This window comes from Dyella sp. 2RAB6 (genome assembly GCF_052115385.1).
Classification (GTDB): domain Bacteria; phylum Pseudomonadota; class Gammaproteobacteria; order Xanthomonadales; family Rhodanobacteraceae; genus Dyella_D.
Genome location: NZ_JBFRGP010000001.1, coordinates 291758 through 309229, shown reverse-complemented (window position 1 = coordinate 309229; position 17472 = coordinate 291758). Strand labels below are relative to the sequence as shown.

The 17472-nt window shown below is 68.6% G+C and carries 18 protein-coding genes; 7 read left to right on the top strand and 11 right to left on the bottom strand.

Features of this window, described 5'->3' with window-relative positions; translation table 11 throughout:
• Positions 1 to 132 precede the first annotated feature (132 nt).
• From AB4083_RS01530 to prmB, 4 genes are read right to left on the bottom strand one after another with little or no spacing between them, the layout of a single operon-like run.
• Entirely contained in the window at positions 133 to 1137 is a 1005-nt protein-coding gene (locus AB4083_RS01530) for a 2-hydroxyacid dehydrogenase (protein ID WP_441605990.1), read from the bottom strand.
• A 32-nt stretch (positions 1138 to 1169) separates the two neighbouring features.
• Entirely contained in the window at positions 1170 to 2258 is a 1089-nt protein-coding gene (aroC, locus tag AB4083_RS01525; RefSeq protein ID WP_441605989.1) for a chorismate synthase, read from the bottom strand.
• 35 nt (positions 2259 to 2293) lie between these two features.
• The gene (locus tag AB4083_RS01520) at positions 2294 to 2896 is read right to left on the bottom strand and encodes a GNAT family N-acetyltransferase (RefSeq protein WP_441605988.1); all 603 of its coding nucleotides are present in this window, start codon (positions 2894 to 2896) and stop codon (positions 2294 to 2296) included.
• Positions 2853 to 3776 carry a 50S ribosomal protein L3 N(5)-glutamine methyltransferase gene (gene prmB, locus AB4083_RS01515; RefSeq protein ID WP_441606461.1) on the bottom strand — a complete coding sequence of 308 codons (924 nt, stop codon included), beginning with the start codon at positions 3774 to 3776 and terminating at the stop codon, positions 2853 to 2855. The genes AB4083_RS01520 and prmB overlap by 44 nt, the downstream gene beginning before the upstream one ends.
• 119 nt (positions 3777 to 3895) lie before the next feature.
• Here prmB and asd point away from each other — a divergent pair, with 119 nt between their 5' ends.
• Both asd and AB4083_RS01505 read left to right on the top strand, forming a co-directional pair.
• The gene (gene asd / locus AB4083_RS01510; protein WP_441605987.1) at positions 3896 to 4738 is read left to right on the top strand and encodes an archaetidylserine decarboxylase; all 843 of its coding nucleotides are present in this window, start codon (positions 3896 to 3898) and stop codon (positions 4736 to 4738) included.
• Between the two features lie 137 nt (positions 4739 to 4875).
• Positions 4876 to 5313: a hypothetical protein gene (locus AB4083_RS01505; RefSeq protein ID WP_441605986.1), complete on the top strand. Its 438-nt coding sequence runs from the start codon at positions 4876 to 4878 to the stop codon at positions 5311 to 5313.
• A gap of 102 nt (positions 5314 to 5415) precedes the next feature.
• Here AB4083_RS01505 and AB4083_RS01500 read toward each other — a convergent pair whose 3' ends face one another.
• A complete protein-coding gene (locus tag AB4083_RS01500) occupies positions 5416 to 6915 on the bottom strand; it encodes a transglycosylase SLT domain-containing protein (RefSeq protein WP_441605985.1) in 1500 nt (499 codons plus the stop codon).
• A 115-nt stretch (positions 6916 to 7030) separates the two neighbouring features.
• Between AB4083_RS01500 and AB4083_RS01495 the strand changes: the two genes are divergently transcribed.
• From AB4083_RS01495 to greB, 3 genes are read left to right on the top strand one after another with little or no spacing between them, the layout of a single operon-like run.
• Positions 7031 to 8527, top strand: a complete 1497-nt coding sequence (locus AB4083_RS01495) for a helicase HerA-like domain-containing protein (RefSeq protein WP_441605984.1) — start codon at positions 7031 to 7033, stop codon at positions 8525 to 8527.
• A gap of 4 nt (positions 8528 to 8531) precedes the next feature.
• On the top strand, positions 8532 to 9791 hold the full coding sequence (locus AB4083_RS01490; protein ID WP_441605983.1) for a hypothetical protein: 1260 nt from the start codon (positions 8532 to 8534) through the stop codon (positions 9789 to 9791).
• Positions 9788 to 10285, top strand: coding sequence for a transcription elongation factor GreB (gene greB / locus AB4083_RS01485; protein ID WP_441605982.1), 498 nt, complete (start codon positions 9788 to 9790; stop codon positions 10283 to 10285). The genes AB4083_RS01490 and greB overlap by 4 nt, the downstream gene beginning before the upstream one ends.
• Before the next feature lie 82 nt (positions 10286 to 10367).
• Here the strand turns inward: greB and AB4083_RS01480 are convergent, their stop codons facing one another.
• The 6 genes from AB4083_RS01480 to AB4083_RS01455 all read right to left on the bottom strand — a co-directional run bounded on the left by AB4083_RS01480 (position 10368) and on the right by AB4083_RS01455 (position 16184).
• Positions 10368 to 10937, bottom strand: a complete 570-nt coding sequence (locus AB4083_RS01480) for a hypothetical protein (protein WP_441605981.1) — start codon at positions 10935 to 10937, stop codon at positions 10368 to 10370.
• 183 nt (positions 10938 to 11120) lie between these two features.
• A complete protein-coding gene (gene phnD / locus AB4083_RS01475) occupies positions 11121 to 12146 on the bottom strand; it encodes a phosphate/phosphite/phosphonate ABC transporter substrate-binding protein (protein ID WP_441605980.1) in 1026 nt (341 codons plus the stop codon).
• Between the two features lie 71 nt (positions 12147 to 12217).
• Positions 12218 to 13057 (bottom strand): DUF3025 domain-containing protein, encoded by an 840-nt coding sequence (locus AB4083_RS01470; RefSeq protein ID WP_441605979.1) that lies wholly within the window; start codon positions 13055 to 13057, stop codon positions 12218 to 12220.
• A 9-nt stretch (positions 13058 to 13066) separates the two neighbouring features.
• Entirely contained in the window at positions 13067 to 14401 is a 1335-nt protein-coding gene (gene rimO / locus AB4083_RS01465; RefSeq protein ID WP_441605978.1) for a 30S ribosomal protein S12 methylthiotransferase RimO, read from the bottom strand.
• 83 nt (positions 14402 to 14484) lie between these two features.
• Positions 14485 to 15546, bottom strand: coding sequence for a phytanoyl-CoA dioxygenase family protein (locus AB4083_RS01460; RefSeq protein WP_441605977.1), 1062 nt, complete (start codon positions 15544 to 15546; stop codon positions 14485 to 14487).
• Entirely contained in the window at positions 15543 to 16184 is a 642-nt protein-coding gene (locus AB4083_RS01455) for a DUF6348 family protein (RefSeq protein ID WP_441605976.1), read from the bottom strand. The genes AB4083_RS01460 and AB4083_RS01455 overlap by 4 nt, the downstream gene beginning before the upstream one ends.
• Positions 16185 to 16299: 115 nt before the next feature.
• On the opposite strand from AB4083_RS01455, the gene AB4083_RS01450 reads away from it, so the two are divergent.
• Both AB4083_RS01450 and AB4083_RS01445 read left to right on the top strand, forming a co-directional pair.
• Positions 16300 to 16968 carry a dienelactone hydrolase family protein gene (locus AB4083_RS01450; protein ID WP_441605975.1) on the top strand — a complete coding sequence of 223 codons (669 nt, stop codon included), beginning with the start codon at positions 16300 to 16302 and terminating at the stop codon, positions 16966 to 16968.
• Positions 16965 to 17375, top strand: a complete 411-nt coding sequence (locus tag AB4083_RS01445) for an HIT family protein (protein ID WP_441605973.1) — start codon at positions 16965 to 16967, stop codon at positions 17373 to 17375. Before AB4083_RS01450 ends, AB4083_RS01445 begins: the two co-directional genes overlap by 4 nt.
• The last annotated feature ends 97 nt before the right edge of the window (positions 17376 to 17472 follow it).

The window sequence follows — 17472 nt, the reverse complement described above, 5'->3', positions numbered from 1 at the left end:
AGTAGAGGGACTCGGAGATCCGTCCGAACGGGGCCGATATCCGCATCAGCGGAAATCTAGCCGGGGTTGAAGGCAAAACAATACGCGATCTGTCTGGGCGTGAATGGCATCACGCTTTGAAACAGCAGCTTTTTAAGACCAGCGTTTCATCACTTCGGGATTGAGCGGCGCCGGCGGACGCCCGGCACGCGGTCCGTGGCCCAGCGCAGCCAGCACATTATCCGCCGCCAGTTCGGCCATGGCGCGGCGCGTATCCGCGCCGGCGCTGGCGATGTGCGGGCTCAACAGGACATTCTCCAGGCGCAGCAGGTCCGCGTGCAGCGCCGGCTCGCCCTCGAACACATCCAGCCCCGCGGCCGCCAGCCGCCCCTCGCGCAGCGCGGCGGCCAGCGCCGCGTCGTCGACGATGCCGCCGCGGGCCACGTTCACCAGCACCGCGGTGGGTTTCATCAGCGCCAGTTCCGCCGCGCCGATGGCGTGGTGGCTTTCGCGCGAGTACGGCAGCACCAGGATCAGGTGATCGGCCCGGCGCAGCAGCTCGGCCTTGTCCACCAGGCTGGCGCGGCATTCGCGCTCCAGCGGTTCGGGCAGGCGCGAGCGGTTGTGATAGAGCACCTGCATGTCGAAACCGGCCGCGCGGCGCGCGATGGCCTGGCCGATCCGGCCCATGCCGAGGATGCCCAGCGTCTTGCCGTGCACGTCCAGGCCCAGCCAGTCGTCGAAGCGCATGCTGCCCCGCCACTGCCCCGCGCGCAGCCAGCGCTCGGCCGCGCCGATGCGGCGCGCGGCGCCCAGCATCAGCGCCCAGGCGTAGTCGGCCACGGTTTCGTTGAGCACGTCCGGGGTGTTGCAGGCGAGGATGCCGGCGCGGGTCAGCGCGGGCACGTCGAGGTTGTTGTAGCCGACCGCCAGGTTGGAGATCACGCGCAGGCGGCGGTTGCCCTCCACCACGGCGGCGCCGACCGGGTCGGCCAGGCCGATGATCGCCGCGTCCACGCCGGCCAGGTGCTGGCGCAGTTCTTCCGGCGCGTGCCGGCGCTCCAGCGCCTCGGCCTGCACGTCGAGATATTCGGACAGGCGCGCCAGCACTTCGGGGAACAAGGGGCGCGACACCCACACTTTCTGTCTTGCGCTCATGTACTCAACTTACGTCGTGCCGCACCGTGGATTCATGCCAGGCGCGGACTCACCTCGCCCACGTCGCCGCACTGGGCGCGATGGCGCAAGGCGTGGTCCATCAACACCAGGGCCATCATGGCCTCGGCGATCGGCGTGGCGCGGATGCCCACGCAGGGATCGTGGCGGCCCTTGGTGACCACCTCGACCGGCTCGCCGGCCAGGTTCACGCTGTGGCCGGGAATCAAGATGCTCGAGGTCGGTTTCAGCGCGATCGAAGCGATCACCGCCTGCCCCGTGCTGATGCCGCCCAGGATGCCGCCGGCATGGTTGGAGGCGAAGCCGGCCGGGCTCATCTGGTCGCGATGCTCGCTGCCGTGCTGGGCTACCGCGGCGAAGCCGTCGCCGATCTCCACGCCCTTCACCGCATTGATCGACATCAGCGCGGCAGCGAGGTCGCCGTCCAGCTTGCCGTAGATCGGCTCGCCCCAGCCCGGCGGCACGCCGTCGGCCACCACGTTGACGCGCGCACCGACCGAGTCGCCGGACTTGCGCAGCGCGTCCATGGCTTTCTCCAGCGCCGGCACCTGCGCGGCATGCGGCCAGAAGAACGGATTGGCTTCCACCGCATCCCATTCGAAACCCTTCGGCGCGATCTCGCCCAGCTGCGCGAGGTAGCCGCGCACGCGCACGCCGTGGCGCTCGGCCAGCCATTTCTTGGCGATCACCGCGGCGGCCACGCGCATGGTGGTTTCGCGCGCGGACGAACGGCCGCCGCCGCGCGGATCGCGGATGCCGTATTTCTGCCAGTAGCTGTAATCGGCGTGGCCGGGACGGAAGGTGTCGACGATGTCGCCGTAGTCCTTGCTGCGCTGATCGGTGTTGCGGATCAGCAGCGCGATCGGGGTGCCGGTGGTGCGGCCCTGGTAGACGCCGGACAGAAGCTCCACCTCGTCCGCCTCGCGCCGCTGCGAGGTGTGCCGGCTCTTGCCGGTGGCGCGGCGGTCGAGATCAGTGCGGAACTCGCTCTCTTCGATGGCCAGCCCCGGTGGGCAGCCGTCGATCACGCAGCCGATGGCCGGACCGTGGCTTTCGCCGAAGGTGGTGACGGTGAAGATCTTGCCGAAGGAATTGCTGGACACGGGGCGGGCTTTTCCAGGGGGCTAACCGCTCAAGCTTAGCGCGTGCGGGCGGCCGGGTCTGTGTCAGCGCGCCATTCACGCGCCAGCAACGCGAACACCAGGTCGTCGGCCCATTCGCCGCGCAGCCAGCAGCTTTCGCGGAAGTGCGCTTCCTGGCGCATGCCCAGCGAGCACAGCAGCGCCACGCTGGCGGTGTTGCGCGGATCGACCGAGGCGGTAGCGCGGTTGGCGCCGCGGGCGAAGGCCCAGTCCAGCGCGGCGCGCAGCGCTTCGCCGGCGTAGCCCTGGCCCTGCCAGGCCGGGGCGATAGTGATGCCCAGTTCGACACCCGTCTTGTCGTCGGCGGGCAGGCCCAGCCCCAGGTCGCCGATCAATGCGCCGCTTTCGCGCAGGCGGATGGCGCGCTGCCACCAGTGGCCCGGGGCCGGCTCGAGCGCCAGCGCCTCGATCCAGTCCGCCGCCTCGTCCAGCGCGGCGGGTTGCCAGCCCTGGTAGCGGGCCACCTGGGGATCGCCGCGATAGGCGAACAGCGCCGCGGCATCGCCGGGCGTCAACGCATCCAGGCGCAGGCGCGGCGTCAGCAGTTCCACCGGCTCAGCCGTGGCGCGCCCGCGCAGCGGCGCGAATGACCTCGGCATGCTCGATCAGGTCGCGGCGCTCCAGCGCGAACACGCCCATCGCGCCGACCTTGAATTCGATCCACACGAACGGGACTTCCGGCAGCAGCTCGGCCAGCGCGTGCTCGCTCTCGCCCACCTCGACGATCAGCAGGCCGTCCTCGCTGAGGTAGCCGGCGGCTTCGTCCAGCATGCGCAGGCACAGGTCCAGGCCGTCCGCGCCGGAGGTGAGGCCGAGCTTGGGCTCGTGGCTGTACTCGCCCGGCAGCGCGGCGTATTCGGCCTCGGTGACGTAGGGCGGGTTGGACACGATCAGCTCGTAGCGGCGGCCCTTCAGACCCTCGAACAGGTCGGACTTGACCGCCTCGACGCGGCGTTCGACGTGCTGGAACACGATGTTCTCGCGCGCCAGCGACAGCGCCTCGTCGCTGATGTCGACGATGTCGACCTGCCACTCCGGGTTGTATTCGGCCATGGCGATGCCGATGCAGCCGGAGCCCGTGCACAGGTCCAGCGCGCGCTCGACGTGGCGATGCTCCAGCCAGGGCTGGAAGCCGGACTCGATCAGCTCGGCGATCGGCGAGCGCGGCACCAGGGCGCGGCGGTCGCTCTTGAACTTCAGGCCGGCGAACCAGGTTTCGCCGACCAGGTAAGCCACCGGCAGGCGCTCGTTGACACGCCGCTCGATCAGCGCCAGCACGCGCTCGCGCTCCCCGGCGGTGAGCTTGCCGGCGCCGTAGGCCGGCGGGATGTCCGGCGGCAGGTGCAGGCTGGCCAGCACCAGGTGGGTGGCCTCGTCGATCGGGTTGTCGTGGCTGTGGCCGAAGGTCAGCCCGGCGGCCGAGAAGCGGCTGGCGCCGTAGCGGATGAAATCGATGATGGAGGCGAGTTCGGCGGTCACGGCGGCCCGGGTCTGCGGCTGGAGGATCGCCAAGTATAGCCGCTGGGGCTCGCCGTCTGGCCCAGGCCGGGGCAAAGCAAGCTGGCGGGAAAGGTGTGGCTGCCCGATATACTGGCCGGATGACTTTCAACGTACTCCTGCAATACCTGCTGCCCCATCGTGCGCTGTCGCGGGTGGTCTACTGGGCCACGCGCTGGACGTTCGCGCCGTGGAAGAACTTCCTGATCGGGCAGATCGTGCGCCGCTACCAGGTCGACATGGCCCAGGCCGCCCAGCCGGATCCGTTCGCCTACCAGCACTTCAATGCCTTCTTCACCCGCAAGCTGCGGCCCGACGCGCGCCGCGCCGACGCCGACCCGCTGGCCCTGCTCAGCCCGGCCGACGGGCGCATCAGCCAGTCCGGCCGCATCGTCGACGGGCGCATCTTCCAGGCCAAGGGCCAGGAATACACCGCCGCCGAACTGCTCGGCGACGAGGCCGCTGCCGCGCCGTACCGCAACGGCCGCTTCGCCACCATCTATCTGTCGCCGCGCGACTACCACCGCGTGCACATGCCGCTGGCCGGCACGCTGAAGGAAACCGTGCACGTGCCGGGGCGCATCTTCAGCGTGGCGCCGTTCGCGGTGGAGGCGATCCCGCGCCTGTTCGCACGCAACGAGCGCCTGGTCTGCCACTTCGAGAGCGAGCGCGGCCCGTTCGTGGCGGTGATGGTGGGCGCGATCCTGGTGTCCTCGGTGGCCACCGTGTGGGACGGCCTGGTGATCCCGCCGTATGCATCGGCGATCCGCCGCAAGTCCTTCGCCGGCCAGAACATTTCACTGGAACGTTGCGGCGAGATGGCGCGCTTCAACATGGGCTCGACGGTGATCCTGCTGCTGCCGGACGGCATGGCGGAGTTCGACGAACTGCAGCCGCAGCAGGTGGTGCAGGTGGGGCAGCGTCTCGGTCGCTGTACGAACTGACTCACATATTCGAGTGACGCTTTTCGTCGTTTTGTGACTTTTTTGGCGCAAGGCGAGGCGCGGCGTCGCTATCCTCCCCGGTATTCGCCGCAGCGCGTGGACGCGCTGCACCCCGAATCCGCGACCGGAGGAAACGCATGCGCATCGTCAGTCAGATCATCGCCCTGAGCCGCTCCCGGCAACTGGGCCGACAGTTCCGCGAGATCGAGCGCATCGTCAACAGCCTGCCCCGCCGCATCCGTGTCCAGCTCGGCACGCTGACCCTCCGCGAGATCGGCCAGGCCTCGCGCAGCGAATTCCCCCATCTGTACGGCACCTCGCCGGACCAGCGCTACCTGCCCTGGGGCGAAGGCACCGACGTCGGCTACGCCCGTGCCCGCTCGGACAATGCCGAGGTCGCCATCCGCGGCGTCGCGCTGTGGCTGGCGGTGGCGTACCACGAGACCAAGGATTCCCCGCACCTCAAGCTGCAACTGCAGCACCGGCACCTGCTGAAGGTGCTGCACGGGCTGAAGGAAGCCCACCGCAGCGGCGCCGAGACGCCAGCGCGCGGCAACAGCCTGGCCGCGGCGTAAAACACGACCGGCGTAGGTTGGGGTGAGCCGCAGGCGAACCCCAACATCGGACGCCCGGCATCGTTGGGGTTCGCCTGCGGCTCACCCCAACCTACGCCCGACTCAGCGGCAGGCCGGCAACTTCAGCGTCTGCCCCGGCTTGATGTGCTGCTGCCTGATGCCGTTGAGCTGGGCCACTTCCTGCACGTCCGAGCAGCCGAGCTTGCGCACGATGCCGGCCAGGGTGTCGCCGCGCTTCACCGTATAGCTGCGCGACTTCCCCGGGGACGCGCGCGACGGCGCCGGGTCGGGCGCCGAAGCGATCACCGGCACCACCGCGGTATGCAGGTCGTTGGCCAGGATCGGCCACGGACCGTCCGCGCAGCGCGCCGCATAGGACGGCTCGATCAGCTTCGGCACCACCAGCTTGGTGCCCGGCGGCAGCGACGCTTGCGGATCCACCCGCGGGTTGAGATTGCGCAACGTGCGGAACCAGCCGCTCTCCATGCCGCCGGCCGAACCCAGGCATACGGTCAACTCGCTCAGCGAGGCCGGCCGCTTCAGCATCACGCTGCCCGGCACGCCGTCGACCTTGGGGAAGCGCAGGTTGTAGCTGTCCGGATGCAGGAACAGCCAGGCCGCCGCCAGCACCGCCGGCACGTAGTCGCGGGTTTCCTGCGACAACTGGTTGTAGATGCGCGGGTCGTAGAAGCTCACCGCGGTGTCGTCGCCGACCAGCCGGCGCATGCGGCCCTCGCCGCCGTTGTAGGCGGCCAGGGTCACTTCGAGGTTGTTGTTGAAGATGCCGAGCTGCTCGTCCAGGTATTCGGCATTGGCGCGCGCGGCCAGCGCCGGATCGAAGCGCTCGTCGAAGCCGCCGTCGCTGCTGAGGCCGAAGCGCAGGCCGGTGGCGTACATGAATTGCAGCGGGCCCGCCGCACCGGAGCGCGACACCGCATGCACCTTGCCGCCGGATTCCTTGGCCATGATGCCGAACAGCACCGCTTCGGGCAGGTCGCGGCTCTGGTAGGCCGGCCACATCTGGTAGCGCATGTACTGGTAGTTGACGTAGGCGTCCATCAGGTTGGAGCGCCACTGGGTCAGCCACATCTCCAGCGCCGCCTTCACCGGCCCGTTCATGGCGATCAGCTCGGACAGCTTCTGGCCGTGCAGCAGGGTCACGCTGCGCTGCGCCTGCGGCAGGCTGGCCGCGCCAGTCTTGCCGGCGGTGGCGCTGCCCTCGGAGGTCTGCTCGCCGCTGACTTCCACCTCGTCGCCCAGCGAGAAGCTGCCGTCCTTCAGGCGCAGCAGGCGGTCGTACACCGCGAAGAAGCGCTGCGGATCGCAGCCCGGGCTGCTGCCGCACTGCGCCGAGGCGCGCTTGAGCTGTTCCAGCGAGGTCGACAGCGTCTGCTGCGAGGCCTGCGCATCGCCGGCGCGCGCCTGCTGCAGCGCCGTGTCGTAGCCCTTGCTGGCCTGGTCGAGCTGCGCGTACAGCGCATTGACCTGTGCCGACGGCGGCGGCGCCTTGCTGCCGCCACCGCTCGCGCATCCAGCCAGCGCCGTGAACGCCGCGAAGAGCGGAAGCAGGCGCAGGGCGCGAACGGAAGCAGTTGCCGGCATGAGGAAAGTCGCGTGTCGAAAACGTCGACAATAGCCGCCGCAAGCATCGGGCTCAACTGATTATTCCGTCTTCACGCGAGGCTACAATCGCGGCGCCTCTCTCGGACGGACCCTCATGACTGACATCCTTATCGGCCGCAACGACAGCGCCACCGTCAACCTCGACCCGCACTACGGCAACCGGCACGGGATGATCGCCGGCGCTACCGGCACCGGCAAATCGGTCTCGCTGATGGTGCTGGCCGAAGGTTTCTCGCGACTCGGCGTGCCCTGCTTCCTGGCCGATGCCAAGGGCGATCTCGCCGGCCTGGCGATGGCGGCCGGCGAGCCGGGCGACAAGCTCAAGGCGCGTCTTGCCAAGCTCGAGCTGAAGGACTGGAAGCCGCAGGCCAATCCGGTGATCTTCTGGGACATCTACGGCAAGCTCGGCCATCCCGTGCGCGCCACCATCAGCGAGATGGGCCCCACCCTGCTCGGCCGCATCCTGGAATTGAACGACACCCAGGAAGGCGTGCTCGAAGTGATCTTCAAGGTCGCCGACGACAACGGCTGGCTGCTGCTCGACCTGGCCGACCTGCGCGCCCTGCTCGGCCACGCCGCCGAACACGCCAAGGACATCTCCACCCAGGTCGGCCTGATCAGCACGCAAAGCATCGCGGCGATCCAGCGCGCGGTGCTGAAGCTGGAACAGGACGGCGCCGACCAGTTCTTCGGCGAACCGGCGCTGGAACTGGCCGACCTGATGCGCCAGGACATGAGCGGCCGCGGCGTGATCAACGTGCTGGCCGCCGATCAGCTGATCCTCAAGCCGCGCCTGTATTCCACCTTCCTGCTGTGGCTGCTGTCGGAGCTGTTCGAGCAGTTGCCGGAAGTGGGCGATCTCGACCAGCCGAAGATGGTGTTCTTCTTCGACGAAGCGCACCTGCTGTTCGACGACGCGCCGGCCGCGCTGCTGCAGCGCGTGGAACAGGTGGTGCGCCTGATCCGCTCCAAGGGCGTCGGCGTGTATTTCTGCTCGCAGAATCCGGACGACGTGCCGAGCACCATCCTCGGCCAGCTCGGCAACCGCGTGCAGCACGCGCTGCGCGCATTCACGCCGCGCGACCAGAAAGCCGTGAGGGCCGCGGCCGAGACCTTCGCGGCCAATCCCAAGCTCGACGTCACCGACGCGATCACCAAGCTCGCCGTCGGCGAAGCGCTGGCCTCCACCCTGCGCGACGGCGGCGTGCCCTCGCCGGTGGAACAGGTGCTGGTGACCTCGCCCACCGCGCGCATCGGCGCGATCACCGAAGCCGAACGCGCCACCGTGCGCCAGCGCTCGCCGGTGGGCGGCAAGTACGACACCGCGGTGAACCGCGAATCCGCGGCGGAGCTGCTGGCCGCGCGCGCCGGCGAAAAAGTCGCGTCCGCCACGGCGCCCGGCAAGGATGCGCCCGCGGGCAACCAGGGGCCCGGCTGGGGTGACACCGTGCGCGACGTGCTGCTGGGCAGCGGCCGCCGCCAGGGCGTGATCGAGGCGATGGCCAAGTCGGCCACGCGCAGCATCGGTTCGCGGCTGGGCACGCAGATCGTGCGCGGCGTGCTGGGCAGCATCTTCGGCGGCAAGCGCTAAGCCGATGCCCAAGATCTCCACCGTCGCCGCCGACAAACCCTTCGCCGAACGCCTGCCCGCGGCGTTCGCCTATCCGCTGCGCGGCGCCGCGCTCGCCAGTTGCGTGGCCCTGGCGCTGGCGCATTACATCGGCCTGCTGCCGACCCTGCTCGGCACCATCGGCACGCTGGCGGTGTGGGCGGCGACCTGGCGCTATGCCTCCGATTGCATGCTGCATACGGCGAACGGTTTCGCCGATCCGCCGGACGTCAGCCTGGGCGGCAATGAATCCTCCGGCTGGGCGCTGGTGGCGATTCATTTCCTGCTCGCCGCGTTGTGCGTGGTCTCGGCCGTGTTCTTTCCGCATGCTTTGTGGCCGATCCTGCTGGGGTCGGCGCTGATCCTGCCGGCGATCGACATGACGCTGGCGTTCGAGGGCAATCTCGCCGATGCGCTGAATCCGCTGCAGATCTTCCGCGTGATGGCCGGTTTCGGCGTGGCCTATCTGATTCCGGTGGCGATCAACCTGATCGTGGCGGTGCTGATCGTCCTCGCCGCGGCAGCCACCGGCGCCTTGCCGCGGCTGCTGGCGCTGCCGCTGTATTCGTTCGCCTACACCTATCTGATCGTGCTCGGCTTCCATCTGATGGGCGCGATGATCCACGAGCGGCACGAGCAGTTCGGCATGGCGCCGGAGGCCCATCGCCTGGTCGCCGACAGCGGCCAGGACGAGGACACCCTGCTGCTCGCCGCCGTGCAAGAGCGTGCCGCGGAACAGCCGCGCGCCGCGATCGACATGCTGGTGGCGCGCCTGCAGGACCGCAGCGCGCCGGCCCCGCTGCACCTGGCCTATCGCCAGCTGCTGCGCCAGGAAGGGCTGCGCGATGCCTTGCTGGTGCACGGGCAGATCTGGACCGCGGCGCTGCTGGCCAATAACGAGGGCAAGCGCGCGCTGGGCCTGGTGCAGGAATGCATGGAGCTCGACCCGGCCTTCCTGCCCGACGATCCGGCCACCGCCGGCCCGCTCGCCGAACTGGCTGCGCGCATGGGCATGAGCCGGCTCGCGGTGAAGCTGTGCCAGGGCTATCTTTCCAAGTGGGCGCGCACGCCGGAAGCGCCGCGCATCGGCCTGCTCGCCGCGCAGCAGCTCGGCCTGCGGCTCGATCAGCCGGCCGAAGCGCTGGTGCTGGTGCGCAAGCTGATCGCCGCCTTTCCGGATCATCCGGTGCACGCGGACCTGCTCGCGCTCGAACGACAACTGCTGGATACCCCTCAAACCCGATGAGCCGCTGGCGACCACCCTCTCCTTCCTCGACCGCGATCATCACCCGCGAAGGTTTCGAGAAGCTCAAGACCGAACTGGACCATCTCTGGCACACGCTGCGCCCGGAGGTGGTCAAGGCGCTCGCCGCCGCCGCGGCCGAGGGCGACCGCTCCGAGAATGCCGAATACACCTACCGCAAGAAGCAGCTCGGCGAGATCGATCGCCGCGTGCGTTACCTGAGCAAGCGGATTCCGTCGCTGAAGGTGGCCGAAGGCGCACCGGCGGATCGCGCGCTGGTGTTCTTCGGCGCGCGGATCGAGCTGGAGAATGTCGACAGCGGCGACACCGTGATCTACCGCATCGTCGGCCCCGACGAGACCGATGCCAGGGCAGGCTGGATCAGCATCGATTCGCCGATGGCGCGGGCGGCGCTGAAGAAACGCGTGGACGACGAATTCGATGCGGAATTGCCGGGCGGCCGCACGCGCTTTGCGATCGTGTCGGTGGAGTACTGAGCGGACCAGAGTTGGCCGCGCTCCCACACCTTCGTCATTCCGGCCTGCGCCGGAATGACGGCTTCTTGCCAGGGCGCGTTACTTACTTCGCCCCTGCGCTCATCTGCGCCGCAATCTGCTGCTGGTGCGATTCGAAGAACGCCACGTTCGCCGGGTTGACCTTCGACTGGTCGACGGTCTTGGCCAGGTTGGGATCGCTGCGTGCCTGCACCGCCAGCGCCGCATTCATCAGCGCCAGGTTGGCCAGCAGGAAATCGCGCGGCGTGAAGCCGTGCTTCTGCACCAGCGGCGCGAGCTTGGTATCGCCGCCGACCGCGTAGTTGGCCAGATCGTCCAGGTTGCGCACCTTGGAAGGATCGGGCGCCGGCTGCGGACGGATGTTCTGCGCGCGCGCTTCCTTGGTCACCGCCATCAGGCGGCCGAGCACGTCTTCGTTGAGGGTGTAGTTCTTGATCGCCAGCTGATCCGCGGCCGGCAATTCCGGGCCGCTGCCCTGCGCCGGGGGCGCCGCTTGCGGCTGCGGGGCGGCTTGCGGGCGGGGACTGGCCTGCGCTGCGGCCGTCAGCGGCGACAACGCGGCGGCGCCCATCAGCGAGAGCGCGAACAGCCAGCGCATGGAAGCGCCGCGACGGCGGGCGTGGGAGTGAGTCATGCGAGATCTCCTGGTGGCATGAACGCCCCACCCTACCGACCGAGCATGAACCGCACCTGCCCAGGCGGGCTGTAGGTTGGGGTGAGCCGAAGGCGAACCCCAACATCGGCGGCGAATGATGGTGCGCACGCTGGGGTTCGCTACGCTCACCCCAACCTACGCGGATGCTTTTCCCAGCGCCGGCTAATGCGCCTGCAACTCCTGCACCACCTGGTTGTGGTCGACTTCGATCTGCCGCAGCCGCGCGTCGCGCGCCGCATCGCTGACCCAGCGCCCATGCTGGGCCTGCTGCCGCTGCAAGGTGTATTCCATATCCGAGAACGGACGCAGCACCAGGCTGTTGGCCGGCACGAAGCCGGCTAGGTCCGGAATGCGCGCGAGATTGTCGCGTTCGCGCTCGCCCGTGGCGCCGCCGCCCTTGCCGTAGCCCAGCATGAAATCGGTCAGCTGCTTGCGCAGCGCCGGCGGCATGCCCGCACGCACTACCAGCACGCCGGAGGGAATCAGGCTGGAGCGCCAGATCACCTTCAGCTGCGCGGCCTGCTCGGGAAAGTTGCGCCGGAACAGATCCAGATCCGGGTTGTTGCCGCTGGACACATCCACTTCGCCGTTGACCACGGCCAGTGCGTTGTTCTGGTGATTGCCTACGCGCACGCGGCCGAAGAAAGTGTCCGAGTTGAGTCCGCGTGGTGCGAACACCTCGGCCTCGGGCGCGACATAGCCGGTCACCGACAAAGGTTCGCCGCGCGCGTAGCGCCAGCGCCCGGGATGCGCGAGCAGGCCGGTCAGGTCGTGGATCGGACCGTCCGCGCGCACCACCAGCAAGGCCACATTGCCCTTGGCGCCGTCGCTGCGCTCGAACTGCGCGAACACGCTCATGTGCTGGCGCAATACCGCTTCGACCGCCAGGCGGCCGGACAGGAAAGCGATATCCACGCGCTGCTCGCCGATCGCGCCGGACAGGCCGGCGTAGCTGCTCACCGAGACGGTGGTGATCGGATGGCCCAGGCGCTTTTCCAGGTCCGCCAGCAGCGGGCGCCATTGTTCGCGCGACTCCGCCGCGCTGCCGATCGGCAGGATGCCGAAGCGGATCGGCTCGACCGCCTCGGCCGCCAGCGCCGCCATCGGCGGCCCGCAGGCCAGCGCCAGCGCCCATCCACCGATCCGGCGCAGCCAGCCGCGCGATCGCCCTGACGTTCTCGCTTCCATAAGAACCGCCCCGATTTGCCCCGGCGTTTATATAGCCGCGAAACCCCCGCTTCGGCAATTGCCGCGACCATTCATGACCGCGGGGACGCGATGTCCGGCACCGGCGGCGGATAGCTGCGCCCCTCGCGCAGGGGCTGGTAACACTCGGCATCGCGGTGGAAGGCCTCGGCGCCATTGTCCGGATGCCAGCCGGGGATGCCGGACAGGGGCAGCGGGCGCAGCTGCAGCGGATCGCGCAGCAGGCTGCCATCGGCGATGCCGGCCGCGCAGCGCGCCGTCACCGAGGCGTCATCCCCGGCGGGGTCATCCCCGGCGGCGCACGCAAACACCAGCGCCTTGCCGACCAGCAGCTTGCCCTCCGTCAGCGCGTGCTCCAGCAGTGCATGGCCGAACACCTCGGCATGGATCGAACCGTCCAGCCAGGCCTCGCGACGGCGCCAGAACAGGCCATGCCAGTCGTGCGCATCCCATAGCGCCAGCAGCGCGGGATCGCGCACCGCGACCAGCACGCCCGCTTCGTCGAAATGCGTCATCGCGTATTGCGGCCGCGAGCGGGTGCTCGGCCCCATCAGCGCGATCTCCGCCACCTGCTGCGCGTTCAGCGCGCGCTTGATCGCCGGATAGCGCAGCCAGGCCAGCGCATTGAACAGGTCGTGCCAGTTGGCTTCGCGGGTGGCGATCGCGCCGTGCGCATGGATGCGCTGCTCGTAGTGCAGGCCGTCGTCCAGCACGGCGCGCGTCTGCGCCACGAAGCGTTCGCGCTGTGCGAGCGGCAGCAGCGCATCGAGCGTTTTAACGGTGGGCCAGTGCTCGCCGCGCAGCAACGCGGCGTATTCGTTCCATGCCGCCAGCGGCGGCCGCTCGAACACGGCCGGGTCGACCGAGCTGCGCGCGGGCGCCACGTAGCGCATAAAGAACTCTCAGCCGGCGAGGCGCGCGTGCAGGTCGTGTTCGTCCGCGGCTTCGACCACCACCTCGACGAACTGGCCCGGCTTCAGCAACTGGCCCGGCTTCGATGGGTCGTGGGCGATGCGCACCACGCCGTCGATCTCCGGTGCATCCGCCGCGGAACGCGCGATGGCGCCCTGCGCGTCCGCCTCGTCGACCAGCACCTTGATGGTGCGGCCGATCTTGCGCTGCAGCTTGGCCGCCGAGATCTCCGCCTGCACCGCCATGAACTGCTCCAGGCGGTCTTCCTTCAACTCCTCGGACACCGCGCCCGGCAGCTCGTTGGCCTTGGCGCCGTCCACCGGCGAATAGGCGAACGCGCCGACGCGATCCAGCTCAGCCTCGCGCAGGAAGTCCAGCAGTTCCTCGAATTCCGCATCCGTCTCGCCGGGGAAGCCGACGATGAAGGTGCTGCGGATGGTCAGCTCCGGCACCGCCTTGCGCCAGTTGCGGATGCGTTCCAGCGTCTTGTCGATGTTGCCCGGGCGCTTCATCAGCTTGAGGATGCGCGGGCTGGCGTGCTGGAACGGGATGTCCAGGTACGGCAGCAGCTTGCCGTCGGCCATCAGCGACATCACTTCGTCGACGTGCGGATACGGGTAGACATAGTGCAGGCGCGTCCACACGCCCAGCTCCGACAGGCCATCGCACAGCTCGGTCATGCGCGTGCGGTAGCTCTTGTCGCGCCACTGGCGCTCGGCGTACTTCAGGTCGACGCCATAGGCGCTGGTGTCCTGCGAGATCACCAGCAGTTCCTTCACCCCGCCCTTCACCAGGCGCTCCGCTTCGACCAGCACTTCGTCGACCGGACGCGAGACCAGGTCGCCGCGCATCGAGGGGATGATGCAGAAGCTGCAGCGGTGGTTGCAGCCTTCGGAAATCTTCAGGTACGCGTAGTGCTTCGGCGTCAGCTTGACGCCCGTATCCGGAATGATGTCCAACAGCCGATTGCGCTTCGGCGGCAGCGCCGAGTGCACCGCGCTCATCACGCTGGCGTAGTCCTGCGGGCCGGTGATCGCCAGCACCTCCGGATACGCTTCGCGGATCAGCTCCGAGCGCTTGCCCAGGCAGCCGGTGACGATCACCTTGCCGTTCTCGTGCAGCGCCTCGCCGATCGCATCCAGCGACTCCTGCACGGCCGCATCGATAAAGCCGCAGGTGTTGACCACCACCGCATCGGCCGCGCCGTAGCTGGGCACGATCTCGTAGCCCTCGACCTTGAGCTGGGTGAGGATGCGCTCGGAGTCGACCAGGGCCTTGGGGCAGCCGAGGCTGACGAAACCGATTTTCTGGGTGGCCTGGGACATGACCTGGGGACCGTTAAGGGTTGGACCAACCAGGAATTATAGCGGAACCCGGATGCCCCGCACGGACGGGTGCCCGGCCCCGCTCAGGACTTCCATTCCTCGGTATAGGCAAAGCGCGTCGGCCGCAGCGACATGTATTGGACGACGCGCGGCCGCTGCGCCCGGTTCGGGCTGCTGCCATGCGGCAGCAGGTGATGCCAGATCACCATGTCGCCGCGCCCGGCGGCGATCGGCTGCATGGTCAGGCTGCGGCGCGCATGGTCGTTCGGGTTCACGCCCGCCGGAACGCTTTTCAGCCATTGCTTCAGCTCGCGATGAAAGCCCGGCACGCAGCTGAAGGCGCCCTGGTCCGCGGCCACGTCGGCCAGATACAGGATGCCCTGCAATTCAAGGCAGTGCGGCTCGGCGAGGGTGGAGTCCCAGTGCAGATGCGGTCCGGGAAACGGCCAGTGCTGGCGCTCGGGCGGATTGAATCCGACCTGGTCGATGGTGACCCAAAGATCTTCGCGCCCCCACAGTTGCGCGTGAGCCTTGTGAATCCGTGGCGCGAGACGATTGGCCACCACTGCCGGGTGATGCAGCAGCGGCACCCAGATGGAATGGCCCAGCGATGCGCGATACCAGGACTCCGGGTCGTCGCGCTCCATCCCGAGAAAATCGTAGATGGCCCGCTCGGTGGTTTCCGCCGCTTCCGGGGCGATGGCGTTGCGCAGGATGACGTAGCCGTGCTCGTCCCAGTGCGCGAGGTCGTCGGCGCTCAAGCCTTCGACGTCATCGAGGTCGCCGACTTCCGCGCCGACCGCCTCACCGGCCAGTGCGCGCCGCAGGCGATTCAGCGCGGCTTCTTTCAGTTCGCCGCCATGGCGCTCCCACACCCACGCTTCGAACTGTGCAAAGCCCGGCTTGTGCTGGTGCAGATAGCGCAGGGTTTCCAGCACATTGAGGCGCAGGCCGGCCAGCAAGGTCTTGACCACATCCTGCGGCAGCGGCGCAACCGAGCCCGGGGCGCACTGGCAAGCCCAATACGTGTGCAACTCCTCGATCCCAAGACCTGTCGCTGTCTCGACCATCGTGCCCCCCGACACTTCAAAGATGGTTTCCGCCCCGCGTCGCCACGCTACAAGCCGGCGGCCGCCAAGCTTCAATAATCGCGAATATCCAGCGCAATAAAACAGCGCGCGCTATAGCCCAGCCCACTCCACGGCCACGCCAGCTGGCCCAGCAGGCGATCGCCGCCCGGCCATGGCTGGTTGTCCAGCAAGGCCTCGGCCAGCACTGAGCCATCGTCGGCACGACGATAGAACAGGCGGATCCAGTGCAATTCGCCGCTCAGGGATTCGTTGCGCAGGGCATCCTGCAGGCCCGGCAGCAAGCCCTCCGGAGCAAGCACGTCGTCGCGGCTGAAGGCCAGCGGGCCGACGAATACGTCCCAGCTGCGCATGCTCAGATCCCAGCTGTGCAATTGCATGCGCCGGTCGTCGGTGACGTACCAGCACGCCGCCAGCAGTACGTAGAAGGCATTGCGTTCGAACGCGTTCAGCGCATCGCGCAGGCCTGCGTCACCACGGCCGTGGCCGGCAAAGCTTTCCTCGATCTGGCGCTCTTCGCTGATCACCACGTCGACGTCCAGCCGGCCCGGCGCAGCTTCCGCGCCCTCGTGCCAGGTGGCGCGCACGGCGGGAAAATCGCCATCGGTGACCAGCCACTCCTCGTCCTCTTCGAGTTCCACGTCGTGGCGCTCGAACAGGCGCAGCAGCTGGGTTTGTACGGGATCGCCGTTCATCGAAACATCCTGGTCAGTAAGCCGCCTGGTCGGTAAGCCGCGCTAGCCTCTCATAAATGCACAGCCGCTCCCAACCCGCCTAAACTCGTGGCTTTGCCGCCGCGAGCACGCCGCCATGGGCCAGCACATCAACCTTCCGACCTCCGGCACCCAGTGCATCGGCGCCTACCTGGCCAAACCCGAAGGCCAAGCCAAGGGCGGCATCGTGGTGATCCAGGAAATCTTCGGTGTGAACGCGCATATCCGCAGCATCGCCGACCGCCTGGCCGCGGCGGGCTATGTCGCGGTGGCGCCGCAGTGCTTCGACTACCTGGAGAGCGGCGTGGAGATGGACTACGACAGCGAGACCATGGCGCGCGGCAAGGCGCTGGTGACGGAGCTGGGCATGGACCGCGCGGTCGAGGCAGTGGGCAGCGCGGCGGAATCGATCGCCTCGGCGGGCAAGATCGGCGCGCTCGGCTTCTGCTGGGGCGGCACGGTGGCGCTGCTCGCGGCGATCCGGCTGGGGCTGCCGTCGGTGAGCTATTACGGCTCGCGCAACCTGCCCTTTCTCGAGCAGCCGCTGCAAGCGCCGGTGATGTTTCATTTCGGCGAACTGGACAAGAGCATCCCGCCGGAGATGGTGGCCAGGCATCGCGAGAAGCTGCCGCAGATGGAGATCTACACCTACCCGGCCGACCACGCGTTCAACCGCGATATCGGCGCGCAATACCACCAGCCGAGCGCGCTGCTGGCGTGGGACCGCAGCATGGGCTTCTTCGCGCACGAGCTGGCCGGCGCATGAGCGCGACCTTCGCGCTGGACGGCCGCCTCGCCGCCGATACCCGCCACCTCGCCAGCCTGCCGCTGTGCGAGGTGCTGCTGATGAACGACGCGCGCTTCGCCTGGCTGGTGCTGGTGCCGCGCCGGCCGGAGCTGGTGGAGATCGCCGATCTGGCGGAAGCCGAGCAGCACGCGCTGTGGGCGGAAGTGAATCGCGCCGCCGCCGCGCTGCGCGCCTGCGTGCCCTGCGACAAGCTCAACCTCGGTGCGCTAGGCAATATCGTGCGGCAGTTGCACGTGCACGTGGTGGCGCGCCGCGAAGGCGACGCGGCGTGGCCGGGGCCGGTGTGGGGCAGCGGCGCGGCGCAGGCGTATGCACCCGAAGCGCTGGCTCAACTCATCGCCAACCTGCAAAACGCCCTGACGTAGGTTGGGGTGAGCCACCGGCGAACCCCAACGGTGCGGCACCGTCCGAACACAAAAAAGCCCGCGATCGCTCGCGGGCTTCTTGCTGGAACGAAGCGAG